Source organism: Caulobacter sp. GW821-FHT12A07, assembly GCF_058807655.1.
The window spans coordinates 96,409-120,764 of the sequence record NZ_JBXAQX010000012.1 but is presented as its reverse complement, the minus strand read 5'-3'; the positions used below and the strand labels follow the sequence as shown (position 1 = coordinate 120,764).

The following is a 24,356-nucleotide window of genomic DNA, read 5'->3' as shown; positions in this document are numbered from 1 at the left end:
CCTTTGTCGGCCGTCTCGCCCGGATAGCCACCGGTGTCATGATTGAAATAAGCATGTCGCAATCACGACGAAAAGCGAAAAAGGTACCGGTAACTTAAATAATTGCGGGAGATTTCAGCAAGTTTTCACCCGACCACGAACGACGTTTCCGCCTTGCCGATCCGCACAAGAAAATCGCGGCGGATGCATATTTTTTGCGGCGCATTGATCCTGCGGACATTCGCCAGCATCGTCCGCCCACCGGCCAGAACCGGGTGATTGGGGAGGCCCCGTGTCGAGGGCGGAGTGGCCAGAGGCTCGCGACAAATCCGAGCTGTGGGGCGCCGAGCTGTGGAAAGACCGGTCGGCCTATCGCCACGCCTACGCCCAGGACTGGAGCGACCTGTGCGCCTTCCTGCGCGCGCGCTTCGGCGGCGGTCCGCCCGATCCCGAGGACGTGGCCCAGCAGGCCTTCCTGAAGCTGGGCGAGCGGCCGTCTGACCGGGCGCTGGAAAGCCCCCGCGCCTTCGTGTTCCGCGTCGCCATCAACCTGGCCCTCGACGGCCGGCGCAGCCGTCAGCGGACGGCGCGCCTGCTCGACGTCTCCGCCCCGGCCCTGGAGCCCGACGAACCGCCGGACGCCGAACGGGCCCTGATCGCCCGCGACGACCTGAAGCTGCTGGAAAAGGTGGTGGCCGGCCTGCCCGAGCGCCATCGCCGCTACCTGGCCGCCAACCGCATCGAGGGGCTGAGCTTCGCCGAGATCGGTCGCCGCGAGGGGGTCTCCGAAGCGCTGGTGCGCAAGACCATCGACGAAGCCGCCGCCGTCTGCCAGCGCGCCCTGGCGCGCGGCGTCATCGACTATAGAGGCCTGTCCCGTGAACGCAGCCGTCGATCCTGACTCGCCGATCGGGCGCGAGGCCCGGACCTGGGCCCTGGCGGTGCTGGGCGAGCCGTTCCCGCCGGAGCGCTCGACGCAGCTGCGCGCCTGGCTGGACGCAGATCCGCAGCATGTCCGCGCCTATGAGGAAGCCGAGGCGCTGCTGCTGGCCTTGGGCCAGGTGCAGGCGCTGAAGAGGCCCTCCCCTCGCCGCGTTCCGGTCGGCTGGATCGCCGCCGGCGCGACCCTGGCGGCCTGCCTGGTCACGGCCCTGGTGCTGGCGCCGCCGCCCGCGCCGTTCGAGGCCGGGACCACCGCTCGGCAGGTGGCGCTGAAGGACGGGAGCACCGCGGTGCTGGCGCCGGGCGCGCGACTGGCCCAGGCCTCGCGCTGGAACGATCGCGGCTATGTGCTGGAGCGCGGCGAGGCGTTCTTCGCGGTGCGCAAGGCCGACGGTCGGCGGTTCCAGGTGGCGGTCGGCGGCGCCGAGGTCGAGGTGCTGGGCACCCGCTTCGACACCCGGGCCGGGGCCGGCGGCCAGGTGCGGGTGGCGGTCGAGGAAGGCCGGGTGGCGGTCTACCAGGGTCGCGAGCGCCGCCAGGTCGCGCGGCTGGGGGCCGGCGACTACGTGCAGATCGACGGCGGCCGCGCCCAGACCGGCAAGCTGGCCGCGCCCGCCGAGGCGGCGGCTTGGCGAACCGGACGCCTGGCCTATGCCGACGCGCCGCTGGGCGACGTGATCGCCGACCTGGCGGCGCGGGGCCTTGCGGTGCGGGCGACGCCGCGCGCGGCGGGCCTGCGGATCACCGCCAGCTTCCAGTTCGACCAGGCCGACCGCTTCATCGCCAGCCTGCCCGAGATCCTGCCGGTCGGCGTGCGGGTCGCGGCCGACGGAAGCCGCACGATCGACGCGGCAAAATGAGGATCGCGCCCGCGATCGGCGCGCTGGCGGTCGCGGGGCTGGTCGCCGCGCCGGCCCATTCAGCGCCAGCCGAGCGGCGCTTTTCCTTCGACCAGCCGGCCCAGCCGCTGGCGACGGCGCTGCTGGCGGTGTCGGCCAAGACCGGCGCGCCGATCGCCGCCCCCGCCGCCCTCACGGCCGGACGGCGCGCGCCAGGCCTTTCCGGAGCGATGTCGCTGGACCAGGCGATGCGGGCCCTGCTGGCGGGTTCGGACCTCGACTTCACGATCTCGACGGGCCGGGTCGTGGCGCTGAGGCGGCGCAGCGAGGTGGTGGTCACCGCGCCCGTCGCCCCCCGCCCTTCCCCATCGTCGATCGAGGTGGAAGAGCTGACCACCGTGGCGGCGATCAGCGTGGTGGCGCGGCCGCTGGCCGAGCCGGCGCAGGACGCGGCCCGCGACGCGCCGGGCCAGGTGGACGTGCTGCTGGAGGAGCAGCTGCGCGGCGCCGGCGCCCTGGGCCTGGCCGACGCCCTGCGGCAGATCCCGGGCGTGGCGGCGGGACCGGAGGCCGGCGAGGCCCGCCAGATCGCCGTGCGCGGGGTCGGCGGGCGCTTCACCCGCGTGCGCGTCAACGGCATGGAGACCCTGGCGACCTTCGGGGCCAGCAACGCCATCGGCGGCACCAACCGCGGCCGGGCCTTCGACTACAACGTCTTCGCCGCCGATCTCTTCAAGCAGGTCCGCTTGCAGAAGACCGCCTCGGCCGACCTCGACGAGGGCTCGCTGGGGGCGACGGTCGACATGCGCACCCGCTCGCCGCTGGAGCTGCCCAGGCGGCACGCCATGTTGGCGGCCGAGGCCGGCTACCAGACCCTGTCGGATCGCGCCTGGCCGCGGGTGTCGGCGGTGCTGTCGGCGCGCGACGCCGCAGGCCGTTTGGGCGTGCTGGTCTCGGCCGCCTATTCGGGACGCTCGACGCTGGAGGCCGGGGCGAGCGCCGGCCAGTGGGAGACGGGAGACGCCGTCGCACCGGGTTTCGGCGCCGCCTTGGCCCCGCTGGACCTGGGCTCCGTCAACGCCGCCCTGCACGCCAGGATCCCTCGCCTGGAGCTGGTCGAGATCGACCAGCAGCGCCTGGGCCTGACCGGCTCGCTGGAGTGGCGGCCCAGCGACGCGACGCGCATCGCCCTGGACGTGATCTACGCCGAGCTGCGCTCGAACCGGCGCGAGAACCTGCTGGAGAGCTTCACCTTCCGCACACCGGGGGTCTGCGGCGCGCCGGCCGATCCGCGCTGCGGGCTCAACGCCGTGACGGTGACTAGCGGCGACATTGTCATGTATGGCGGCCGCAGGCCGGTGCTGATCGCAGGCCGCTTCGACGGGGTGGACGTGCGCTCCGAGGCCCGCCGTGACGCGCTCAGCACCGTTTTTCGTCAGACCACCCTGGCGGCCAGCCATCGTTTCCGGGAGGGCGTCGAGGGTCGGGTGCTGCTGGGCTTCAGCCGCTCGGACTTCAGCAATCCGGTGCAGCAGACGCTCTATCTGGAGCAGTTCGACGTCGACGGCTTCGCCTACGACTTCTCCGACGGCGACCGGCCGGCCTTGAGCTTCGGCGACGCGGCCCTGACCAACCCCGGCGCCTGGACCGCCAGCGAGTTCCGGTCGGATCCCAACTGGGTGGACAACAGCTACCGGTCGCTGGCGATGGACCTGGAGGACCGCACCGGCCCCATCGACTGGCGCGTGGGCGTGCTGGCCAAGACCTATCGCACCGTCGGGGCGGCGCGGATGCGCTCGGACGGCGGCATCGGCAACGTCAACAGCGTGCTGCCCGGCGGCCTTTCGGGCCTGTCGGTGGCCGACTACGCCCTGCTGGTCGGCCAAGGCGTGGACTTCGGCGTCGCTGGCGCGCCCAGCCAATGGCTGGCCTTCGGCGTGGCGCGGGCGCTGGCGGCGGCCTGCCCCGACGCGGCCTGCTACCAGACCGGCCCCGGCCCGGTGGCGGCGCTGAACTACGCGGTGACCGAGCGGGCCGACGCGCTCTACCTGCAACTGGCCGTGCCGCGCGACGCGGGCCGGAGGATCTGGGGCGAGGCCGGGGTGCGGGCGGTGCGCACCGGGATCGAGGCCGGCGGCCTGGACGTGGAGCCCGACGCCGGCCTGCGCTGGACGACGGCGTCGAACGCCTACTGGTCGGCCCTGCCGTCGATGAACCTGGCCTGGAGCGCCGCGCCCGACGTCGTGGTCCGGTTCGGCGCGGCGCGGGTCATGGTGCGGCCCGACCTGATCAGCCTGCGGCCGGGCGTGGGGCTGTCGACCACCGGGGCCAAGACCGCCTCGTCGGGCAATCCGAACCTGCGCCCGACCCGAGCCGACGCCTTCGACCTGTCGGTGGACTGGCGGCCCAGGCCCGGCCTGCAGGTCACGGCGGCGGTCTATCGGAAGAACATCGCCACCACCGTGCAGTCGACGACAACCCGGCCGGCGCCGTTCGCCGCCAATCCGTTCGGCCTTCCCGACAGCGTGGCGGCGGCGGCGTGCGGGGCGGCGCTGGACTGCTCGCCGACCCTGCCGATCTGGCAGTTCTCGCGGCCGATCAACACCGGGCCGGGCCACCTGACCGGGGCCGAGGCCTCGTTCCGCGCCCCCCTCGGCGAGTATTGGACGCTGCAAGGCGCGGGCGCCTACACCCGCACGGTGGTGCGACTGCTCGACCAGACCGGCGCGTGGGCGGACATGCAGGACGCCCTGGGCGCGCCGCGCCTGGCAGCCAATCTGGCCCTGGCCTACCATCGGCCAGGCCTTGAGGCGCGGGTCGCCGTCAGCCATCGCGGCCGCTACATCGCCACCATCCCCGCCCCGAACGGCGGCGACGTGGACGGGGTGGATCCGCTGACCACGCTGGACGCCGCCGCGCGGCTGGAGTTGTCGCCGAGCCTGACCCTGACGGCCGAAGCCTCGAACCTGGCCGGCGCGCCGCAGCGGCAGTTCAGCGACCGCACGCTGATCCCAACCTACCGGCACGATACGGGGCGGGAGCTGCGGGTGGGGTTGCGCTGGCGGATGTGAGGGGCGCCCCTACCGATACCGGTAGAACCGCACCCGCTGGATCTGGACCTGGTCGGGCGACAGGCGGATGTGGCGGCCCTGGTGGGTCTGGTCGCCGTTGAGCAGGCGACCGGGGATCCAGCGGCCCTGGTCGTCGAACACGCCCTCCTCGGCGCGGTCGATGCCGGCCAGCGGCGGCCCCTTCCCCGCCCCGGCGAAGGTGACGACGATCCCCCGGCCGGCGATCAGATAGTCCTCGGGGCCGACCTGGATGATCAGCCCGCCGTGGGTCGCGGGCTTCTGTGCGGCCTTGGACGTCCAGGGATCGATGAAGCCGACCTCGAAGCGGTAGTCGCCCATCACCTTGCTGACGGGCGCATCCTGCACCGTCCCGTCCTCCAGCACGCGCGGCTTGAAGCCGGCCATCGTCCCTTTGCCCTGGGCCGCCAGCAGGGCCGGCGTCAGCTGGCGCAAGACGGCGTAGGCGTCGGTTATGGCCTTCTGCTCGTCGGCGTTGACGCTCTCGATGGCGAAGGGCGAGAAGCCCAGGGCGTCGAGGTTTCCGAAGGCGTAGAAGGCGTTGGCCGGAGTCTCCGGGGCGCTGGCGTTGTTGGCCTCGGGGATGAAGAGCGCGTTGTCGGCCCGCACGAAGCGGGCGGCCAGGTCGCTGAAGTTCGGGAAGTAGATGTCGGGCGACAGCAGATCCAGGCTCGGCGCGCCGGCCTTCCAGACGTCGAGCAGGTGCGGCAGCGGCCCGCCGCTGGGATATTCGCCGGGCTTCTTGCCGGTGCGGTTCAGGGCGGCGTTGACGTACATCGGCAGCGGCCAGGCCGCCTTGCCGGCGGCGGTGACGGCCTCGGTGTAGCGGGCGTAGGACCAGGCGGTGAACACCTCCTGTCCGGCCTCGTCGGCGCCGAAGACGGCGGCCCAGCCGCCCTTCTCCTTGGACCCATTGCGTTTCCAGAGGTCGCGCAGTTCCGGCTCGACCGCCTCGCCGCCGGTCTTCAGGCGCTGGATCAGGGCGGCGGGGACCTCGCCGGCATAGGCCTTGTCGGCGGCCGGGCCGTGTTCGCGGGCCGAGGGCAGCATGCCGATCTCGTTCTCGACCTGGACCATCAGGACGGTGTTTCGATCGGCGTCGACCGCCTTCAGGTGGGCCAGCAGGGCGGCGTAGGCCCGGGCGTCGGCCTTGCGGGTCTCGTCCGAAAAGGCCGACAGGATCTCGACGCTCGAACCGTCCTGCGCCCGCACGCGCGGGAAGCGGGCCTGGTCGCGCTTCACCCAGGCCGGGACGTAGGTCGACATGCTGTTCTTCCAGGCCCCGAACCACAGCAGGACGAGCTTGATGTCCTGGGCGCGGGCGTCGGCGATCAGGTCATCGACGCTGGAGAAGTCGTAGGCGCCCTCCTTCGGCTCGACCAGCTCCCAGGAGACGGGGGCGAGCACGGTGTTGAGGTTCATCGCCTTCAGGCGCGGCCAGTAGCGGGCCATGTAGGCGCGGCTGGAGGCGCTGGAATTGCCGAGCTCGCCGCCGAGCACCAGCATCGGCTTGCCGTCGACGACCAGGCGGGCGCTGGTTCCATGCTTTTCGAGGCGGGGGATCTCGGCGGAGGCGATTTGCGCCGCCAGCAGCGAAACGACGGCCGCGCCCGCCCCGAACCAGGTATTCAAGCCCCTCACCCACGCCTCCCGCCAACGCTCTTTGTTACCGCTAGCATTCGGACGACGGAGACCAGCTTGTCAACGAGAAGTCATACCAATCGCAAGAATGGTCCGACCAATCGATCCAGCTAGGCCGGAACGGCGGCCCGCGCCGCCGCGCCCAGCAGGCCGGCCTTGTCGAGATAGAGGTCGTGCGGCGGCATGCCGGCCACCCGCTCGTTGATCGCCGAGCGGATCATGCCGACGCGCCGGCGCAGCTCGTCCGACGAGATGGTGTCGGCGACGGCGTGGTAGTCCTCCGGGATCAGCCCCTGCCCCGCCAGGATGGCGAACCAGTTGGTCTCCTTGAACAGCTCCTGCTGGCCGACCAGCACCTCGCCGCGAGTGCGGAACACCTCCAGCCGCTGGGTCAGGCTGTCGGGCGGGACCATGGCCTGGCACCAGCGCCAGAACTCGGTGTCGTCGCGCTCGGTGACCTTGTAGTGGGCGATGATGAAGTCGCGGACCTGCTCGTATTCCAGCGACATCTCGCGATTGAACTTGTCGACCACCCACGGGTCGAAGCCGGTCTTGGGGAACAGGGCCAACAGCTTGGCGATCGCCGCCTGGACCAGGTGGATGCTGGTCGACTCCAGCGGCTCCAGGAAGCCGCTCGACAGGCCGATGGCCAGGACGTTGCCGATCCAGCTCTTGCGGCGGCGACCGGCGGTGAACTTCAGGACCTTGGCGTCGGCGAGGGCCGCGCCGTCCAAGCGTTCGCCCAGCAGGCGCACGGCCTCGTCCTCGGCGATGAAGGCGTCGCTGAACACGTAGCCGTTGCCCGTGCGGTGCTGCAGCGGGATCCGCCACTGCCAGCCGGCCTCGCGGGCGGTGGCGCGGGTGTAGGGGGTCAGTTCGCCGGCCCGCGCGCAGGGCATGGCGGCGGCGCGGTTGCAGGGCAGCCACTGGCTCCAGTCGTCGTAGCCGGCGCCGAGGGTCTCTTCGATCAGCAGGCCCCGGAAGCCCGAGCAGTCGACGAAGAAGTCGCCCTCGATCGTACGGCCGTCGTCGAGCACCAGGCGGGAGACGTGGCCGCTTTGCCCGTCACGCTCGACGCCCGAGATCTTGCCCTCGACGCGGACCACGCCCCGGGCCTCGGCGTAGCGGCGCAGGAAGGCCGCGTAGAGCGCCGCGTCGAACTGGAAGGCGTAGTTGATCTTGGGCAGGGTCGCGAGACTCTGCGGCGGGGCGCGCAGGAACCGCCCGGCCTTGGCGGCCAGGGACTCGGCGTTGAACAGGCTGTGGTCGGTCTGGCCGCTCTCGCGGGCCCAGCGCAGCCAGAAGTGCTGGAAGCCGACGCCGTCCATGTCGGCGCCGTAAAGGCCGAACGGGTGGAAGTAGCTGTGGCCGCGCTTGCGCCAGTCGACGAACTCGATGCCCAGCTTGAAGGTGGCGTTGGTCTCGCGGATGAAGACGTCCTCGTCGAGACCCAGCACCTTGTTGAAGAGCAGGATCATCGGGATGGTCGCCTCACCCACACCGACGGTGCCGATCTGCTCGGACTCCACCAGGGTGATCGAATAGCGCTGCGTGCCGACGACCTGGGAAAGCGCGGCGGCCGTCATCCAGCCGGCGGTGCCGCCGCCGACGACCACGATGTTGCGGACAGCTTGGGTCACGTGAACCTCAGGGGCGTTGGCGCGGCCGGGGCCGAACGCGGCGCGAGGGCCGCGAGCCTGGCCTCCAGCGGGCGCATCTGGCCCACCTCAACAGCGATGCGGCGCAGGATGGTCTGGAAGACCTGGATCTGCTCGGCCTCGGCGACGCCTTCGGCCAGGGGATCGTGGGCCTGAGGGATCAGGCCGTGGCCGATCATGCAGGCGGCCCAGTTGGCGGCCTGGAAGGCCTCGTCTTCACGGGCCGGCACGACGCCGCGCGCCGCGAACAGGCGCAGCTTGGCGGCCAGGTCGGCCGGCGGTTCGACCGCGCGCACGGCCTCCCATGGCGCACCGGCGCGCTTGGCGAGCCGGTAGTGCATGGCCTGGAAGTCGCGCAGGCTGGCGGCGTGAGCGCGCACGGCGGCGTTATAGGCGCCCGCCTCCGGCCCGCCGGCGGCGTCGACCGGGAACAGCGTCACCAGATGCGAGATCGCCGCCTGCAGGCTGTAGAGCGGTCCGGCGTCGGACGGGTCGAGGGCGACCGCCGCCTCGCCCACGGCCACGCAGTTGCCGATCCAGGGACGGGTCTGGACGCCCGGCGACAGGGCCAGGGGCTCGCCCGCCCGCCAGCCCAGCGCCGAGACGGCCTCGGCCCGGCGCAGCATGGCCTCGCCGTCGGTCGTACGGGAGTCGTAGACCGCCAGACCCGCCGTGCGGTCGAGCAGCGGATAGAGCCCGATCCAGCCGCCGTCGACGGCCTCGATATGGGCGAAGGCCGGCGCGGGGCTGAGGCGACGCCCGGCCAGCGGCAGGACGCGGTCGAAGGGCAGCCAGTCCCTCCAGGACTCGAACGCCGCCCCCGGCATCTGGCCGATCAGGGCGCCGTCGCCGGCGTCGATGAACAGGTCGCCGGCGACCCGCGTCCCGGTGTCCAGAACCACGGCGGCGATCAGGTCGCCCGTGTGGTCGATCTGCGTGACCGCGCCCTGGTCGACGGCGACGCCGGCCGCCAGGGCGTGGTGGCGCAGCAGCGCCGCATAGGCCGTGGCGTCGACGTGCAGGCCGACGCCGGGAACCGACAGCCGGCCGGGATCGTCGCCCTCGACGATGCGGCCCTGCTTGGCGGCGGCCGCCCCGAGCGAGAAGTCCTCCAGCGCCGCCTGAAGGCCGCGCCGGCGGGCCAGCACCCAGTGGTGGGTGAAGTCGACATAGTCGATCGACTGGCCGTGGGTGTCGTAGGGATGCAGGAAGGCCGTCCCGTCGCCGGCGAAGCCCGCGAACCTCTGGCCCAGCGACGGAACCGCGCCGCAGCGCCGCGCGACCTCGGCCTCCGGCAGGCCCAGCAGCTGGTGCAGGTTGCCCAACGCCGGCACGCCGGCATGCGACAGGCCGGGCGTCGGCGCTCCGGTCTCGACGACGCGGACGGAAAGCCCGCCGGCGCCGAAGGCGCGGCGCAGGGCCAGGGCGGTCAGCCACGGGGTCGTGCCTCGGCCAACGACGACGACGGTCTTCACCGGCCCGCTCACGCCATCGCCTCCGCGGCGGCGCGGGCGGGGATGGCGCAGTGGCGGTCGATGAACTCGGCGTGGCTGGGCATGGCCGGAACCCGGCGGGCGATGGCCGCGCGCTGACGCTCCAGCTCGGCAAGGGTCTGGGCCAGGGGCGCATTGTCGGCCATGGGGTCGTACCCTTGTGGCGTCACCCCCTGCCCCAGCAGCACCGAGATCCAGCTGGGCATGGCGAACAGGCCGTCACGATAGTTGGGCGCGTGGCCGCGATGGCGGAACAGTTCCAGCTTCTCGCGCAGGCTGTCGGGGATCGGCATCTCGCGGCACTGCTTCCACAGCGTCCCGTCGGTGCGGGTGTTGGCGTGGTAGTGCAGGATGAGGAAGTCGCGCACCCGGTCGTATTCCATGTCGACCCGGCGGTTGAAGTCCTCGACCAGGGCCGGCTCGACCCGCTTTCCGGGGAAGAGCTTCAGCAGATTCATGACCGCGATCTGGATCAGATAGATGCTGGTCGACTCCAGGGGCTCGAGGAAGCCGCTCGACAGGCCGGCGGCCATGACGTTGCGGGTCCAGGAGGCGGTGCGGCGGCCGGCCTTGAACTTGATGGGGCGCGGATCATCCAGCGCCTCGCCGTCGAGATTGGCCAGCAGCACAGCGGCGGCCTCGTCGTCGCTGATGTGGGCGCTGGAATAGACGTAGCCGTTGCCGGTGCGGTGCTGCAGCGGAATGCGCCACTGCCAGCCGGCCTCGCGGGCGGTCGAGCGGGTGAAGGGCGTGAAGCGGCCGGCGCGGGCGCAGGGCACGGCCCAGGCCCGGTCGCAGGGCAGCCAGTGGGTCCAGTCCTCGAACGGACTGTTGAGGGTCTGGCCGATCAGCAGGCCGCGAAAGCCCGTGCAGTCGACGAAGAAGTCGCCCTTGATCACCTCGCCCGAGGCCAGGGTGATCGAGGCGACGTCGCCGCTGGCGCCGTCCAGGGTGACATCGACGACCTTGCCTTCGGTGCGCTTGAGGCCCCGGCTCTCGGCCACCTTGCGCAGGAACTTGGCGTAGAGGCTGGCGTCGAAATGGTAGGCGTAGCTGTAGGTGGAATCGATGGCCTCGGGGTTCGGGTTGGGAAACTCGAAGCGGTCGGCGCGCGAAGCGGCGATGGCGTAGGAGAAGTCCTCGATGTCGAAGTCGTGGCCCGCCAGCCGCGCCCGGTTCCACTGGTGGTGGAAGCCCGCGCCGCCGATCGACTGGCCGTGCACGCCGAAGGGGTGATGGTAGTTCGAGCCCTTGAAGCCCCAGTCGAGAAACTCAATGCCCAGCTTGAAGGTGCCGTTGGTCGCCCGCAGCATCTCGACCTCGTCGATGCCGACGAAGCGGTTGTAGTCGCGCATGGCGGGGATGGTGGCCTCGCCCACCCCGACGGTGGCGATATCGTCGGACTCGACTAGGCGAACTCGGGCCTGATGCGGCCGCAGGCCGCTGACCAGGGCGGTCGCCACCATCCAGCCGGCCGTGCCGCCGCCGACGATGACGATCTCAAGAGGCGTATTGGCTTCCATGACCGACGGACTTCCTCCCCAGGAACCGGCCCTGAAGTTCGCCGCCCCCAGGCCGTTTGTCTCGCAAAATCGAAGGGGCGGACCGATGGCCCGCCCCTCCTTGATCGCCGCTAGTACTTGAAGCGGAAGGTCAGCAGGTAACGCTGGTCCGTACGGTTCCAGGCGTTGTCCTTCAGCAGGCCGCCGGCGTCGGCGTCGGTGACCTGCTGCTTGAGCACCGACTCGGTGTTCAGCAGGTTGCTGCCCTGCAGGCTGATCTCGAGGTTGTCGGTGGCCCGGTAACGGATCGAGGCGTCAAGATAACCGGCGTCGTCCTGCCAGATCGGATAGAGCAGGCAGCAGTCCATGGCGGTCAGCAGGTACTTGGAGCGCCAGTTATAGGCGGCGCGCAGGGCCCAGCGGCCTTTCTCGTACATGCCCACGACGTTGTAGGAGTACTTCGAGAGGCCCTCGAGGCTGTCCACCCGGATGGCGCCGGCGGACTGCGAGATGCCGCCGCCGCTGGTGTTGGAGCTGCCGTTGCCCGAGGCGTTGGTCAGGTTCTGGTTCTTGACGCCCTTGTTCTCCAGGTAGGTGAAGTTGGCCTGGATGCCCAGCCCGTCGAAGGGCGCGGGCAGGAAGTCGAAGTAGCGCTGGTAGGCCACTTCCGCGCCGCGGATCTTGGCCCCGTCGCCGTTCATCGGGCCACGGGTGAAGACCGAGCGGGTCACGCCGTTGTTGGTGACGTCCTGGTAGAAGCCGCCGTACTGGATGTAGTCGTTGAACTTCTTGTAGAAGAGCGCGACCGTCAGCGAGCCGACTTCCGAGAAGTAGTGCTCGAGGCTGATGTCGATCTGGTCGGCCGTCATCGGCTTCAGGTACGGATTGTAGGCGTCGGCCGTGTACTGGACATTGGCGGCGGTGATCGTGCCGGCCGAGTCCTTGACCCACAGCGGATCGCTGAGGTTGGTCGTGCTCGGCAGGGTCGCGCTGATCTTCAGGTACTTCTTCATGTAGCCGATGTCGGGACGCGACATGGCCCGCGAGATGGCCAGGCGAACCTGCCATTCGTCGTTCAGATCGACCTTCAGGTTGAAGCTCGGCAGCACGTTGCGGTGCTTGGCGTTCGCCGAACCGGTCGTGCCGCCGCCGCTGGCGAACTTGAAGTCGTCGGCCGAGACGTAGCAGCCCATGGTCTTGGGCAGATAGGGAATGTTCAGCGGCAGGCCGGTGATCGGATCGGTCGGCGGCGAGTTGGTGCCGCAGGTCTGCGAGGTCAGCGTCGACATGTCGGCGTAGATCGTCGCGCCGTTGCTGGTGTTCTTGGTCTCGACATAGCGGACGCCGAGATTGCCGCTGACCGGGAAGCCGAACACCGTGTGGTCGCCGCCGCCGAACTTCAGCATGGCGTAGACGGCCTGGGTCTTTTCCTCGACGTCGGCGATTTCCTCGGGGAGGTAGCAGTTGGTCTCGCCGGCGCGGTAGCAGACCGCGTTCCACTTCGACGAGCCGACGCCGGTGTTGGCGTAGCCGAACGCCTTCTGCAGCGCGGCCAGGTCCTTGACCACGTCCATGCTGGTGAAGGTCAGCAGGCCCGAGTTCAGGACGTTGCCGTCGAAGATGTTGTTGAAGCTGCGCACGTCGGTGAGGTTCGGCGACCAGCCGCTGAACGTGGTGTTGGCGGTCGCCGCGTCGCAGTCGCCGTTGACGTTGGTGGCCGAGGCCGTGCGGTCGGCGTTGTACCAGAGGTAGTCGGTGCTGTTGACGCCGCGGTTGTCGCAGCCCCAGGCGTTGGCGATGCCGCCCCAGTTATAGGCGCTCCAGCGCACGGTCTGCTCGCGGTCGGCATAGCGGGCGCCGACCTTCAGCGTGTTCAGCCAGCCGTCGCCGAGGTCGTAGTTGGCGTCGAAGCGCAGGGCCAGCTGCTCGCCTTCGCTGTCTTCCAGGTGGTTGTTGACGTTATTGAAGCGCCAGGCGTTCGGATTGGCCAGGCCGCCGGCGGCGTAGTTGATGTTGGTGCCCGGCAGGATGGTCATCGTCGGATGATCGCCGGTCGCGTCCAGCTGCAGGTTGCCATAGGCCACCATGCCGACGTCGGCGTCGTAGTTGTGGACGCTGGCGTCGACCTTCTGGACGTCGAAGTTGAAGCGCAGGCGGTCGGTGGCCTCCCACTTCAGATTGAACGACAGGTCCTGGGTGGACTGCCTGTTGTAGTTGTAGCGGGTGTCGGTCGAGACTTCCGCGCCGCGCTGGTCGGCGGGCGTACAGCCGGACCAGCCGTAGCAGGGGTTGATGATCGGCTGGCCGCCCGAGGTCTGGCCGATCAGGTAGCCGGCCCAGTCGGGGCTGGCCGAGGTGAGGTTGCCGACCCAGCCCAGCGGCGAGGTCATGATGCCGCTTTCGAAGTTGCCTTCGTCGTCGAAGGTGAACTTGGAGCCGGACGCCGGCATCAGCCAGCTGCTGGCGTTGCTGATCACCATCCGCGGGTCTTGAGCGTAGAGGCTGAAGGCGCTGCCCTGGACGGAGCGCTCGTTCCAGATGTTCTCGTAGCTGGACTTGTTGTACTGGACGGTGGCCAGGAACTTGTGGTCGTTGTCCTGCCACTGGCCGGCCGCCGAGATCCCGTTGCGGGTGCGGTCGAACTCGGTGTGGGCCAGGCGGTACCACGACGGGATGTACTTCTTGCCCGCGCCATAGGCGGCGGTGTCCTCGAAGACCCCCATGCGGCCGTACTGGGCGCTTTCGGAAATCGTGTTCAGCTCCGAATGCGAGCCGTTCACCATCAGGCCGAACTCACCGATCTCGGTCTCCCAGCGGTTGCTGTAGATGCCCGAGATTTCCGGCGTCAGCTGTTCGGACAGGGTGCCGTAGTTCAGCGAGGTGGTGAGGCCGATCGTGCGGCCAGCGCTGTCAAAAGGCAGACGCGTACGCAGATTGATGCTGCCGGCGATGCCGCCTTCGATCAGTTCGGCCGTCTGGTTCTTGTAGGTGTCGACGCCGCCCATCAGTTCGGGCGAGACGTCGCCCCAGGACAGGCCGCGCGAGGAGTTGGCGCTGAAGGTGTCGCGGCCGTTGAACTCCGAACGCACCTGCGACAGGCCGCGGACGATGACGCCCGAGGGCTCGGCCGAGAAGTGGGTGGTGTCGCTGGTCGAGGCGTAGCGGTTGACGGTGATGCCGGGCACGCGTTGCAGCGCTTCGGCGACCGACTTGTCGGGGAACGCGCCGATGTCGTTGGCGGTGATGGAGTCGACGATGGTGTCGGCGTCGCGCTTGATCTGCTGGGCCGACTTCAGCGCCGCGCGCTGGCCGGTGACGATGACGGTCTCGACAGCGTTGTCTTCGACGGTGTCAGAAGGCGAGGCCTGGGATGCGGCCGGAGCGGTCGACACCGTCTCCTGCGCCAGGGCCGGGGCCGCGCTCAGCAGCACCGCGACCGAAGCGCCGCCCATCCATCCGGCCATGCGGATTCGCGTAGTTCTCATAGCTCGTCCCCTCCCAGGTCGCGCCGTGGGCGCGTCCCCTCAAGTTTCCAGGGCTTTCGCCTTGGCAATGACGGCGTTCGCCGCCGATGTATGGGAAGCCTTGGCCAAGCATGCTCGGCGTCGCGCTTCCTCCCGTCGCGCCCGTCTCAACGCGGGCGCTTATCGTTTCATAACCGCAGCAAATGTCCGCGCGCCAGCATTTTATAAAATTATTTTGTTTAATCGGCGAGCCTTGCCAACCGCTGTTGCCTGACAGACACATTCCGCCTTCCGTACGCCCCGCCGAAGGGTGACGACCTTCGAGGGGGAGGCTTCGCCAGTGAAACAGATCCGCGAATCGAACGCGGCCTCTCCGGAGGCGCTCGCGGCCCTGACGGCCGCCGCCGAGCCGGTGGTCATCCGGGGCCTGGCCGCGCACTGGCCGGTGGTCGAGGCCGGCCGCCAGGGCCATGTCGCCCTGTTCGACTACCTGTCGCGCTTCGATTCCGGCCAGACGGTCGGCACGGTCTTCGCCCCAGCCGAGGCGGGCGGCCGGCTGTTCTACGGCGACAACCTGTTCGACATGAACTTCCGCAGCGGCCGGGCGCGGCTGGGCAAGACCTTCTCGTTCCTGGCCCAGTACGCCGCCAGCGGCGAGCAGGAGGCCCTGGCCGCACAATCGGTGCCGACCTGGAACGCCCTGCCCGGTTTCGCCGAGGCCAATCCCCTGCCCTTGCTGGGTCCCGAGATCGAACCCCGGGTGTGGATCGGCAACCGGGTCATCGTGGCGGCCCACAACGACCCGTACGAGAACATCGCCTGCGTCGTCGCCGGCCGCCGCCGCTTCACCCTGTTCCCGCCCGACCAGGTCGAGAACCTCTACATTGGCCCGTTCGAGCGCACGCCGGCCGGGGCGACCATCAGCCTGGTGGAGTTCGAGAACCCGGACCTGGAGCGCTTCCCCCGCTTCGCCCAGGCGCTGGAGGCGGCCCAGACCGTCGAGCTGGAGGCCGGCGACGCCATCTACGTGCCGTACCTGTGGTGGCACCACGTGCGCTCTCTCGACCCGGTCAACATGCTGGTGAACTACTGGTGGCCCGCCCACAACCAGGGCCGGGGCGCGCCGCGCGACGCCTTCATGCACGCCATGCTGACCCTGCGCGGCCTGCCCCCGGCCCACCGCCAGGCCTGGAAGGCGATGTTCGACCACTACGTGTTCCGCACCGAGGGCGACGCGGCCGACCATCTGCCGATGGAGGCGCGCGGCATACTGGGCGACCTCGACGAGATCGCCGGCCGTGAACTGCTGACCATCCTGTCGCGCGTGCTGGCCGAGTCTGCTGCGGCCAAGAAGGGTTAGCGGCAGCCCGCGAACACCCGCGACCTGCGCGCCGTCTCGCCCACCCCGCCCGGACCGTGGAAGAACCGCTGGCCCCAGGGGGTCAGCCGGCGACCGTCGAAACGCTCGACCAGATCGAGGTCGGCGACCTCGGGGGCGTTGCCTGACCAGGACCAGGCCAGGTAGCCGACGCCCATGGCGTTCGACAGGCGGAAGATCGCCTCCTCGTCGACCGGCTCGCCCCGGTGGTCGGGGCCGAACTCACCGACGATCAGCGGCAGGCGCGCGTCGGCGAAGGCCTGGAGATAGGCCCGCACGGTCTCGCCCGTCCCGTAGGCCTCGTACATGTGGACGTCGAAGACGAGGGCCTTCAGCGGATCGGCGGCGAAGAGTTCGGCGGCCTTGTCGCGCATGGTTCCCGAACGGTCCTGGCCGTAGTCGTGGGCGTCGATCACCAGGGCGTGGCGCAGGCCCGCCGCGCGCAGGGCGATCACCGCCGTGCGATGGGCCTCCAGCCACTGGACCCCGGTAGTGGTTCCGGCAGTCGGCTCGTTGCCGATGTTGACCAGGACGTAGTCCTCCTGGCCGCGCAGCACGGGGGCCAGGCTCACCCAATAGGCCACGGCCGAGCCGATATGGGCGGCCTTGGGCTCCAAGCCGTAGCCGGTGGTGTCGTGAACCTCGAGGATGACGACCTGACCGGCGCGACGGGCCTTGGTGATGATCCGGCGGACGGTCGAAGGCGAGGTGCGCCGCCAGCGCGTGCCGTCGCTCAGCACCACCCGCACCGTGTTGGAGCCCAGGGCCGCAGACTCGCGGATGGCCTTGCCCGTGCCCCTGGGCCGCCAGGCGTGGGGAAGATTGACGCCGCGCGCTGTGAAGATGTCGCCGCAGGCGTCGACCAGCTTGCCGTCGCGCACGGAGAAACCGGCCAGGGCCGGACTCGCCGCCGAGATCACCGCCAGCGCCGCTCCGGCCGCCGCCCATCGCGCGATCCTCGCCCTCACCCGATCATCTCCCCCAATTGATTGGGCCGGACCGTGACGATGGCGCTTCGCCGGCGCAAGGGATAAAAGAAAGGGACTTTGCTTATTGCCGCCACCCGCCGGAGGGTCGCCCAGGCGCCGCCTTGTCGGCCAAGTCGGTTTCGTTATTCGTCCCGCAGGTGCTAAGCCAGACCTCAGATGAGCCAGTCGCCCAAAAGCCCCGCCCGCAAGACCTCGCAAGCCGGCCCCAGCCTGTCGGGCACGAACCTGGAGCGGGCGGGCGACTACAATCAGCGCGTCACCCTGCAGTCGATCCGCATCGGCGGGGCCAAGACCAAGCCCGAGATCGCCGCCCTGACCGGGCTGACGGTGCCGGCCATCACCAACATCACCAAGCGCCTGCTCGACGACGGCCTGATCCTGGAGGCCGGCAAGCTGCACGGCGGCCGGGGCCAGCCGGCCATGACCCTGGCGGTCAATCCGGACGGCTGCTTCTCGATCGGCCTCAACATCGACCGCGACCACGTCACCATCCTGCTGCTGGACTTCGCCGGCCAGGTGCGGGCGCGCTCGACCTGGGAAGTGGCCTTCGCCGGGCCGGACGCCGTGGTCGAGTTCTTCGAGACCAACTGGAACGCCTTCCTCAAGACCGAGGGCGTGCAGGCCGAGCGGATCATCGGCGTGGGCGTGGCCATGCCCGACGACATGGCCCGCGTGGATCTGCCCCATCGCCCCGCCGAGTACGGGGCCTGGAACAGCACCGACGTGCGCGAGCTGCTGTCGCGCCGCCACGACCTGCCGGTCACCGTCGAGAACGACGCCGCCGCCGCGGCCCTGGGCGAGCTGCACTTCGGTCACGGCCTGAACGCGCCGAGCTTCTTCTACGTGCTGGTGACCTCGGGCCTGGGCGGCGGCCTGGTGGTCGAGGGCGAGTATTTCCGGGGCGCGCAGGGGCGCAGCGGCGAGCTGGGCTTCCTGCCGGTGACCTCGCCGCGCATCGACGTGGCGACGTTGCAGGAAGCGGTGTCGCTGTCGGCCCTGGCCCAGTTCCTGGAGAACAACGGCGTCGTCATCACCGCCCCGGGCGAGCTGGAGGCCTTGCCGGCCGAGGGCCAGGCGATGGTCGAGGCCTGGATCGACCTGGCCGCCGACCTGCTGACCGGACCGATGGTCGCCGTCAGCTGCCTGATCAATCCGCAGGCCGTCTATGTGGGCGGCCGCCTGCCCGAGACCCTGGTCGATCGCCTGGCCGAGGCCCTGAACGCCAAGCTGGCCGCCGTGCCCGGCGTGCCGTCGCTGGCCCCTGTGCAGCGCGCGGCCTTGGCGGCCGACGCCCCGGCCATGGGCGCGGCCATCCTGCCGATCATCGAGCGCCTGCTGCCCTCGCGCGCGGCCCTGCAGAAGACCTGAGAGTTCAGATGTCCGTAGAGATCGACGACCGCCTCGCCGCCGCCGCCTTCCGCCGGCTGGTCGAGCACCTGCAACTCCGCACCGACGCCCAGAACGTCGACCTGATGGGCCTGGCCGGCTTCTGCCGCAACTGCCTGGCCGACTGGGTGCACGAGGCCTCGGAAGGGTCGCTCGACAAGGATCAGGCCCGCGAGGCGATCTACGGCATGCCGCAGGCCGAGTGGAAGGCCAGGCACCAGACGCCGGCCACGCCCGAGCAACTGGCGCGTATGGAAGCCAGCGTTGCGCTGAACAAGCGGCTGCGGGGCGAGGGCTAACCCAGCGCCGCCTTCACCGCCGCCAGGGCGACGGGCTCCATCACCCCGTAGCCGTCCTGCGTCGGATGGACCTGATCGTAGGCCAGGCCCAGCTTCATGCCCGCGCGGCCGTCGTCCATCACCGCCGTGTAGTCGGCGAACACGCAGCCCTGCTCGGCGGCGAAGGCGCGGATCCAGGCGTTGAGGCGCGGGATCTCGACGTCGGGATGCAGGGCCGGCTTCCAGGGATAGGTCGCCGCCGGGGTGATCGAGCCGACGATCACCCGGATCCCCGCCGCCTTGGCCAGGGCGACCATGGCCGAGAGGTTGTTCCTCGTCGCGACGGGGTCGAACGGACCGGTGTTGCCGGCGATGTCGTTGGTCCCGGCCAGGATGTGCACCGCCGCCGGCTTGAGGGCGACAACGTCGGGCGTGAAGCGCAGCAGCATCTGCGGCGTCGTCTGGCCGCCGATGCCGCGTCCGATGAAGCCGTTGGCCTCGAAGAAGCTGGGCCGCGCGTCCTTCCAGCCCTGGGTGATCGAGTCGCCGATGAACACACAGCGCCGCCGCTCGGCCGGCAGGGCCGCGTCGGCCGTATTGGCGTCACGGTAGCGGCCCAGCCACGGCCAGTCGGTGTGGAGCCGGACCTCCTCCTCGCTTGGCGGCGTCTGGGCCAGGGCGACGCCAGGCAGGGCCAAACCGGGCAAGACAAGACCGGCGGCGAGCAGCAGGCGGCGGTTCATCGCACGGTCTCCACGCGGGGCTTCACGTTCCAGCCGCGCAGGGCGACCTTCGCCCCTTTAGCCTTACCCGCCGGGAAGCGGATCTCGACCGTGCGGCTCTCGCCCGGCAGCAGCGAGACGTAGTTGTCGGAATAGTAGGCCGGCAGGATCCGGTCGCCCTTGGCGTCCACCAGGGTCAGCTTGGCGTTCAGGGCCGGGGCCGCGCCAGTGTTGGCCAGGGTGACGGCGACCAGCCCCTCCCCGTTCGCGGCCTTGCCTGCCTTGGCCGCCAGGCTCACCGGCTGGGCCGGCATGTCGGCGAGACGCCGCTCACCCGCGTCGTCCTGGCCGATCCAGTAGAGGTTGCGCGACAGCACGACGCCGTCGGCGGCGGTCAGGTCGAGGCGCACCACGGCCGCCTCGCCGGCTTTCAGGCCAAGGTCGAGCGTGCGGCCGGGCGTCACCGCGTTTGCGGCGGCGTCGACGGGGTCGGTCCGGTCGCTCAGCACCTTGCCCGACAGGTCGAGCACCCGGGTGCGCAGGCTCGCGCCCGCCACCGGCGCGGTCGTGTTGTTGACCACCGCCAGGGCGTGGTCGGCCAGGCTCATCTGGGCGTGGACGCGCTCCGAAGCCGCCTTGGTTCCGTAGAAGGCGCCGTGGGTGTCGTAGTCGTGGCTGAGGATCTGCCACATCGTGCTGGGCCAGGCGGGCTGGGTCATCCACAGCAGGCGGCCAGACGACTTGGTCCAGAGCTCCTGGTTCATGCCCTCGAACATCGCCCGGTGGGTCTCGTAGTTCATCAGCTGGGCCTTGCGCTCGAAGTCCTCGAGGCTGGTCGGCGCGCCGAGCTTCCTGGCCATGGCGTCGGTGAAGGTCTTGGTCGCGCCGTTACCGGTGGGGTGCCAGTCGTGATAGGCCCACGTGTCGCTGATCGGCCAGCGGTCGGGCGCGGGCACGGCGGCCTGGAAGGCTTCCAGGGTCGGGAACGACGGCGTGCCGACCTCGACCGAAAAGCCCTTGGTGTGGTCGCTGAAATAGGTCTCGGACTCACGGTAGTTGTAGGGGCCGCTGTTCTGCAGGTTCACGCGGTTGGAGCTGCCGGTGTACCAGCGCGTGCCGTCCAGATCGTGGACCAGAGCCTCCAGCCCCTCGTTGAGGATCGGCTGCGGCACGCCCTCGTTGCGGCCGAACCACAGGGCGATCGAGGGGTGGTTGCGATAGCGCGCGATGACGTCGGCGGCGTTGTTGAGGAACAGCGGCACGTCCTGGGGTTCGAGCTGGTAGTCCTGGGTCGAGGCCCAGAAGTCGTTGAGCACCAGCAGGCCGTACTCGTCGGCCAGGTCGTAGAACGGCTCCTCGGTGTTCTGGCCCACCCAGTTGCGGATGGTGTTGAGGCCGGCCTCCTTGTGCAGGCGGAAATAGGGTTCGAGGCGCTCGCGCTCGATGCGCTTGCGCCAGTCGTCCGTGCCCCAGTTGCCGCCCCGCGCGGCGATCTTCACGCCGTTGACCTTGAGCACGAGGTACGGGGCCAGCCCCGTCTCGGGCACGTCCTTGACGGCTTCGGAGGCGTCGCCCTGGGCGGTCAGCGAGGTCGCCCAGCCGTCGACCACCTTGCGGATGCCCTCGTGAGAGCCGTCGGTGACGTCCTGGCCGAGCTGCCGGGCCTTGCTGAAATCGACCTCGACGCGGCGCAGGTGGCCCGACGGGTTCATCAGCGACAGTTCATAGGTGATCTGGCGGATGCCGAACCGCAGGCGCTTCTCGTCCGAGGCCTGGCCGTCGACCGTGGCGGTCAGGGTCAGGTCGTGCAGCGCCTGGTCGCCATAACCGTTGGGCCACCAGAGTTTCGGATTGGCGACGGCCAGTTGCGGGAACTCGGCGGGGGTCAGGCGGACGGTGGATACGCCGGGTGCGACCGTCTCGGTCTTGCTGACCCGGACGCCGTCGAAGGCGGCTGTCACCGTAGCCTGGACGGGATGGTCGGACAGGTTCTCGACCGGCGCGACGATCTCGATCTCGGCCAGGCTGTTGTCCGCTTTCGGCAGCGTGGTGACCACCTGCGGATCGCCCAGGCGCGCGTCGCCGGAGGCTTCCAGCACCACGTCCTGCCACAGGCCGGTGTTGCGGTCACGGACGCTGGGGATCCAGTCCCAGCCTTCGCTGGCGACGAAGGTCGGGCCGTCCAGGGCCATCATGCCGCCGTTCTCGCCGACCCCGGCGGTGAGCGACTCCTCGTGCGCCAGGCCCGGATGGGTCGGCGGCGAGACCTTCACGGCCAGCACATTGCCGGTCGGCTTCAGCTTGCCGGTTACGTCGAAGCGGCCACGCACGAAGGCGCCCTTCATGTCGCCCAGCTTTTCGCCGTTAAGCCACACCTCGGCGGCGTAGTTGACGCCCTTGAAGGTCAGGCGCGGACGCTTGCCGGCCGTGGCGGCGGGCGCTTCGAAGGTGGTGCGGTACCAGTAGGCCTGCTTGTTCAGGCTCTCGGGGATGGCGGTGTTGTTGAGGCCGTAGTCAGGATCGGGATAGACGCCGCGATCGACCAGGGTGGTCAGGACCGTGCCGGGCACGGTGGCGGCGTACCAGGCCTTGGCGTCGAAGCCGGGCGAGGACACGCCCGCGCCGCCTTCCGCGACCTTGGGCGCCTCGACCAGGCTCCAGCGCTTGAGGGTCCAGGCGCCGGGGCCGGCCTCGACCAGCGCCGGACCGGCATAGGGCGGCTTGGCGACGGGGGCCGAGATCGCGCCCTTGCCCTGGGGACGCGTCCAGGCCTCCTGCGGGCTGACCTGGCCGTACATCTGGCGCACCTGGACGGGCCAGGTCGGGCTGCCGGTCTCGAAGACGGTCAGCGGATCGGGCTTGCGGGCGGCCAGCGCCTTGATCTCGTCGGCCGACAGCGCCCTGGCCTCGGCGCGGAAGCCCGCCACCTGGCCAGCGAAGGGCGCAAAGCCCGGCGCCTTGCGCGGACCGAGGGCGACGACAGCAGGCGTAGCGGCGGCGGGCGCGGTCCCCTGCCCGGCCAGCTTGCCGTCGACATAGAGGACGACCTTGGCGCCGTCCGAGACGGCAGCGACGAAGCGCCAGTCGCCGGGCCTGGGCGCCTCGCCGCCCCGCGTCTGAGCGCCAGCCGCAACGGCGGCGAAACCGTCCGGGCCGACCGCCAGGAAGCGGCCGCTGGCCGGATCGCCGATCCCGGCGGCCAGGGCCGGGGCGACCGGCGGCTCGGAGACCTTGACCCAGGCAGACAGCGACCAGGGCGCGCCGGCCGGCATGGTCTGGCCCTCGCTCGCGCCGGCCAGCGGACGCGACAACCCGTCGCCGCCAGCCGGGAAGTCGGCGTTGTAGGGGCCCCAGGATTGGGCGAGCGCGGTCGAGGCCATCAGGGCCAGGGCGCAGCCGGCGAGAAGGCCAGGCTTCAAGACGGACTTCGAGCGGGTCGTCATTTCCGTTTCCTCCTCCGCGCGCGGCTTGGTCGCCGCTTGTTGCTGGATGTTCTAGGGCCGGGTCAGGAACCGGCAGGCCGCCTCGCCGCCCTGCTCCGCCCTCGGCCCGTCGGGGGCGAAGACGAGGCGGCGGGCCGCACCGTCCTCGGCCGGCCAGGGCGGCAGGCCGGCGGCGTTGGGATCTCCCGTCCGGGCGAAAGCGGCCCAATAGGCCTGCATCGGCGGGCGGCCCGGCGCGGGCCGGTCGAAGACATTGGTCAGCTCCGAGCCATGGCCGACGGCCGCCTGCCCCGGCGGCGGAACGGCCAACTCGTAGCGCCAGACCTTGCCGCCGGCCTTGGCGCGCAGGGCGGCGACCGAGACGGCCGGGCAGCGGAACATGCGGTCGGTGGCCAATTGCAACACGGCGTCGCCGCGCAAAGGATCGGCGGCCGGCGGCAGGTCTCGGTCGAGGCCGTAGACCGCCAGCACCCGCGGCGCCCGCGCGCCGAAGGTCTCGACCACCCAGGCCTTGGCGCGGACAGGATCACCGCCGAACAGGGCGATCTCGCGGGCGCTGGAGCCGACGATCATCGGCTTGACGGCCGGATCGGCCAGCAGCGCCTCGGGCGCCTTGGACAGCACAGCGCCGTCGATCACCGCCTGGGTCCAGATGAAGCCCTGGTCGTCGATCGGCGCCTTCAGGTCTTCGGCGGCCTTGAGGAGTTCTGAACCCGAGGTCTTGCGCAGATCCACCAGCGACCGCGCGCCGACGCCCCTGGCCAACTGCAGGCCGATCGCCTCGTTCTGTTTCAGACTGCGCGGCGCGAAGCCGAAGCCCGGCGGGCCACTTTGCAGGATCCCTCGCGCGAACAGGCCCCGGGCCTGGGGCACCAGCATGACGAGGCCGACGTCCTGGCCGCCGGCCGAGTGGCCGAACAGGGTGACGTTGCCGGGGTCGCCGCCGAACGCGGCGGCGTTGTCGTGAACCCAGCGCAGGGCCGCGATCAGGTCCATCAGGGCGTAGTTGCCCGAGGCCCCGCCCTGCTCGCGGGTCAGGCCCGGATGCGACAGGAAGCCGAAGACGCCCAGGCGGTACTGCACGCTGACCAGGATGACGCCCTGGTCGACGAGGCTCGACTCCACCGTGCCCGCGCCTGAGCCGGCGTGGTTGGCCCCGCCGTGCACCCAGACCATGACCGGCAGCTTCGCCCCGGCCGCGTGTTTCGGAATCCGGATGTCGAGATAGAGGCAGTCCTCGCTGGACCGCGCGGCGTCGACGGCGTTCCAGCCGCGCGAGGTCTGGAGGCAGGCGGGACCGGACTTCAAGGCGGCGCGTTCGCCGGTCCAGGCTGGCAGCGGGCTCGGCGCTTTCCAGCGCAGATCGCCGACCGGCGGGCTGGCGAAGGGAACGCCGAGGAAGGCCGTGCTTCCGTCCACGCGCTGCTCGCCGACCAGGACACCGGATTTGGTCGAGACCCGCGCCGGCTCGGCGGCCGCCTGCGTTGCCAGCGCTGTCAGGAGCGCCGCGAAAAGGAGGCGGGGCGTCCGCATCGGGCGATCCCTCCTCCTGG

Annotated in this window: 15 protein-coding genes; 6 read left to right on the top strand and 9 right to left on the bottom strand. The window is 70.4% G+C overall.

Annotated features, from left to right (window positions below; translation table 11 throughout):
• Positions 1 to 271 precede the first annotated feature (271 nt).
• Genes AC1RRS_RS21035 through AC1RRS_RS21025 form a run of 3 tightly spaced genes read left to right on the top strand, consistent with a single transcriptional unit; the run spans position 272 to position 4,831 of the window.
• Positions 272 to 880, top strand: a complete 609-nt coding sequence (locus tag AC1RRS_RS21035; RefSeq protein ID WP_492856863.1) for an RNA polymerase sigma factor — start codon at positions 272 to 274, stop codon at positions 878 to 880.
• Positions 858 to 1,781 carry a FecR family protein gene (locus AC1RRS_RS21030; protein ID WP_492856862.1) on the top strand — a complete coding sequence of 308 codons (924 nt, stop codon included), beginning with the start codon at positions 858 to 860 and terminating at the stop codon, positions 1,779 to 1,781. Before AC1RRS_RS21035 ends, AC1RRS_RS21030 begins: the two co-directional genes overlap by 23 nt.
• The gene (locus AC1RRS_RS21025; protein WP_492856861.1) at positions 1,778 to 4,831 is read left to right on the top strand and encodes a TonB-dependent receptor; all 3,054 of its coding nucleotides are present in this window, start codon (positions 1,778 to 1,780) and stop codon (positions 4,829 to 4,831) included. The genes AC1RRS_RS21030 and AC1RRS_RS21025 overlap by 4 nt, the downstream gene beginning before the upstream one ends.
• A gap of 9 nt (positions 4,832 to 4,840) precedes the next feature.
• Here the strand turns inward: AC1RRS_RS21025 and AC1RRS_RS21020 are convergent, their stop codons facing one another.
• The 5 genes from AC1RRS_RS21020 to AC1RRS_RS21000 all read right to left on the bottom strand — a co-directional run bounded on the left by AC1RRS_RS21020 (position 4,841) and on the right by AC1RRS_RS21000 (position 14,607).
• On the bottom strand, positions 4,841 to 6,490 hold the full coding sequence (locus AC1RRS_RS21020) for a GH35 family beta-galactosidase (RefSeq protein WP_492856860.1): 1,650 nt from the start codon (positions 6,488 to 6,490) through the stop codon (positions 4,841 to 4,843).
• Positions 6,491 to 6,600: 110 nt separating this feature from the next.
• Positions 6,601 to 8,076 (bottom strand): tryptophan halogenase family protein, encoded by a 1,476-nt coding sequence (locus tag AC1RRS_RS21015; protein WP_492856905.1) that lies wholly within the window; start codon positions 8,074 to 8,076, stop codon positions 6,601 to 6,603.
• Positions 8,077 to 8,126: 50 nt separating this feature from the next.
• Positions 8,127 to 9,635 (bottom strand): tryptophan 7-halogenase, encoded by a 1,509-nt coding sequence (locus tag AC1RRS_RS21010; RefSeq protein ID WP_492856859.1) that lies wholly within the window; start codon positions 9,633 to 9,635, stop codon positions 8,127 to 8,129.
• Positions 9,632 to 11,164, bottom strand: coding sequence for a tryptophan halogenase family protein (locus AC1RRS_RS21005; protein WP_492856858.1), 1,533 nt, complete (start codon positions 11,162 to 11,164; stop codon positions 9,632 to 9,634). The genes AC1RRS_RS21010 and AC1RRS_RS21005 overlap by 4 nt, the downstream gene beginning before the upstream one ends.
• 110 nt (positions 11,165 to 11,274) lie before the next feature.
• Positions 11,275 to 14,607, bottom strand: a complete 3,333-nt coding sequence (locus AC1RRS_RS21000) for a TonB-dependent receptor (protein ID WP_492856857.1) — start codon at positions 14,605 to 14,607, stop codon at positions 11,275 to 11,277.
• A 340-nt stretch (positions 14,608 to 14,947) separates the two neighbouring features.
• Between AC1RRS_RS21000 and AC1RRS_RS20995 the strand changes: the two genes are divergently transcribed.
• Positions 14,948 to 15,967 carry a cupin-like domain-containing protein gene (locus AC1RRS_RS20995; RefSeq protein WP_492856856.1) on the top strand — a complete coding sequence of 340 codons (1,020 nt, stop codon included), beginning with the start codon at positions 14,948 to 14,950 and terminating at the stop codon, positions 15,965 to 15,967.
• Here AC1RRS_RS20995 and AC1RRS_RS20990 read toward each other — a convergent pair.
• Positions 15,964 to 16,953 (bottom strand): cellulase family glycosylhydrolase, encoded by a 990-nt coding sequence (locus AC1RRS_RS20990; RefSeq protein ID WP_492856855.1) that lies wholly within the window; start codon positions 16,951 to 16,953, stop codon positions 15,964 to 15,966. The genes AC1RRS_RS20995 and AC1RRS_RS20990 overlap by 4 nt on opposite strands.
• 177 nt (positions 16,954 to 17,130) lie before the next feature.
• Between AC1RRS_RS20990 and AC1RRS_RS20985 the strand changes: the two genes are divergently transcribed.
• Together AC1RRS_RS20985 and AC1RRS_RS20980 are read left to right on the top strand one after the other, a co-directional pair.
• The gene (locus tag AC1RRS_RS20985) at positions 17,131 to 18,342 is read left to right on the top strand and encodes an ROK family transcriptional regulator (RefSeq protein ID WP_492856854.1); all 1,212 of its coding nucleotides are present in this window, start codon (positions 17,131 to 17,133) and stop codon (positions 18,340 to 18,342) included.
• An 8-nt stretch (positions 18,343 to 18,350) separates the two neighbouring features.
• A complete protein-coding gene (locus AC1RRS_RS20980) occupies positions 18,351 to 18,659 on the top strand; it encodes a DUF1244 domain-containing protein (RefSeq protein ID WP_492856853.1) in 309 nt (102 codons plus the stop codon).
• Here AC1RRS_RS20980 and AC1RRS_RS20975 read toward each other — a convergent pair.
• Genes AC1RRS_RS20975 through AC1RRS_RS20965 form a run of 3 tightly spaced genes read right to left on the bottom strand, consistent with a single transcriptional unit; the run spans position 18,656 to position 24,336 of the window.
• The gene (locus AC1RRS_RS20975) at positions 18,656 to 19,381 is read right to left on the bottom strand and encodes an SGNH/GDSL hydrolase family protein (RefSeq protein ID WP_492856852.1); all 726 of its coding nucleotides are present in this window, start codon (positions 19,379 to 19,381) and stop codon (positions 18,656 to 18,658) included. The two genes, AC1RRS_RS20980 and AC1RRS_RS20975, sit on opposite strands and share 4 nt — an antisense overlap.
• Positions 19,378 to 22,803: a glycosyl hydrolase 2 galactose-binding domain-containing protein gene (locus AC1RRS_RS20970; protein ID WP_492856851.1), complete on the bottom strand. Its 3,426-nt coding sequence runs from the start codon at positions 22,801 to 22,803 to the stop codon at positions 19,378 to 19,380. Before AC1RRS_RS20970 ends, AC1RRS_RS20975 begins: the two co-directional genes overlap by 4 nt.
• A 51-nt stretch (positions 22,804 to 22,854) precedes the next feature.
• Positions 22,855 to 24,336, bottom strand: coding sequence for a carboxylesterase/lipase family protein (locus tag AC1RRS_RS20965; RefSeq protein WP_492856850.1), 1,482 nt, complete (start codon positions 24,334 to 24,336; stop codon positions 22,855 to 22,857).
• Positions 24,337 to 24,356 lie beyond the last annotated feature (20 nt).

Coding starts and splice junctions, on each gene's coding strand:
- AC1RRS_RS20980 (WP_492856853.1), top strand. CDS start 18,351: ATGTCCGTAGAGATCGACGACCGCCTCGCCGCCGCCGCCTTCCGCCGG.
- AC1RRS_RS21015 (WP_492856905.1), bottom strand. CDS start 8,076: ATGACGGCCGCCGCGCTTTCCCAGGTCGTCGGCACGCAGCGCTATTCG.
- AC1RRS_RS21025 (WP_492856861.1), top strand. CDS start 1,778: ATGAGGATCGCGCCCGCGATCGGCGCGCTGGCGGTCGCGGGGCTGGTC.
- AC1RRS_RS21000 (WP_492856857.1), bottom strand. CDS start 14,607: ATGGCCGGATGGATGGGCGGCGCTTCGGTCGCGGTGCTGCTGAGCGCG.
- AC1RRS_RS20985 (WP_492856854.1), top strand. CDS start 17,131: ATGAGCCAGTCGCCCAAAAGCCCCGCCCGCAAGACCTCGCAAGCCGGC.
- AC1RRS_RS20970 (WP_492856851.1), bottom strand. CDS start 22,803: ATGACGACCCGCTCGAAGTCCGTCTTGAAGCCTGGCCTTCTCGCCGGC.
- AC1RRS_RS20965 (WP_492856850.1), bottom strand. CDS start 24,336: ATGCGGACGCCCCGCCTCCTTTTCGCGGCGCTCCTGACAGCGCTGGCA.
- AC1RRS_RS20975 (WP_492856852.1), bottom strand. CDS start 19,381: ATGAACCGCCGCCTGCTGCTCGCCGCCGGTCTTGTCTTGCCCGGTTTG.
- AC1RRS_RS21005 (WP_492856858.1), bottom strand. CDS start 11,164: ATGGAAGCCAATACGCCTCTTGAGATCGTCATCGTCGGCGGCGGCACG.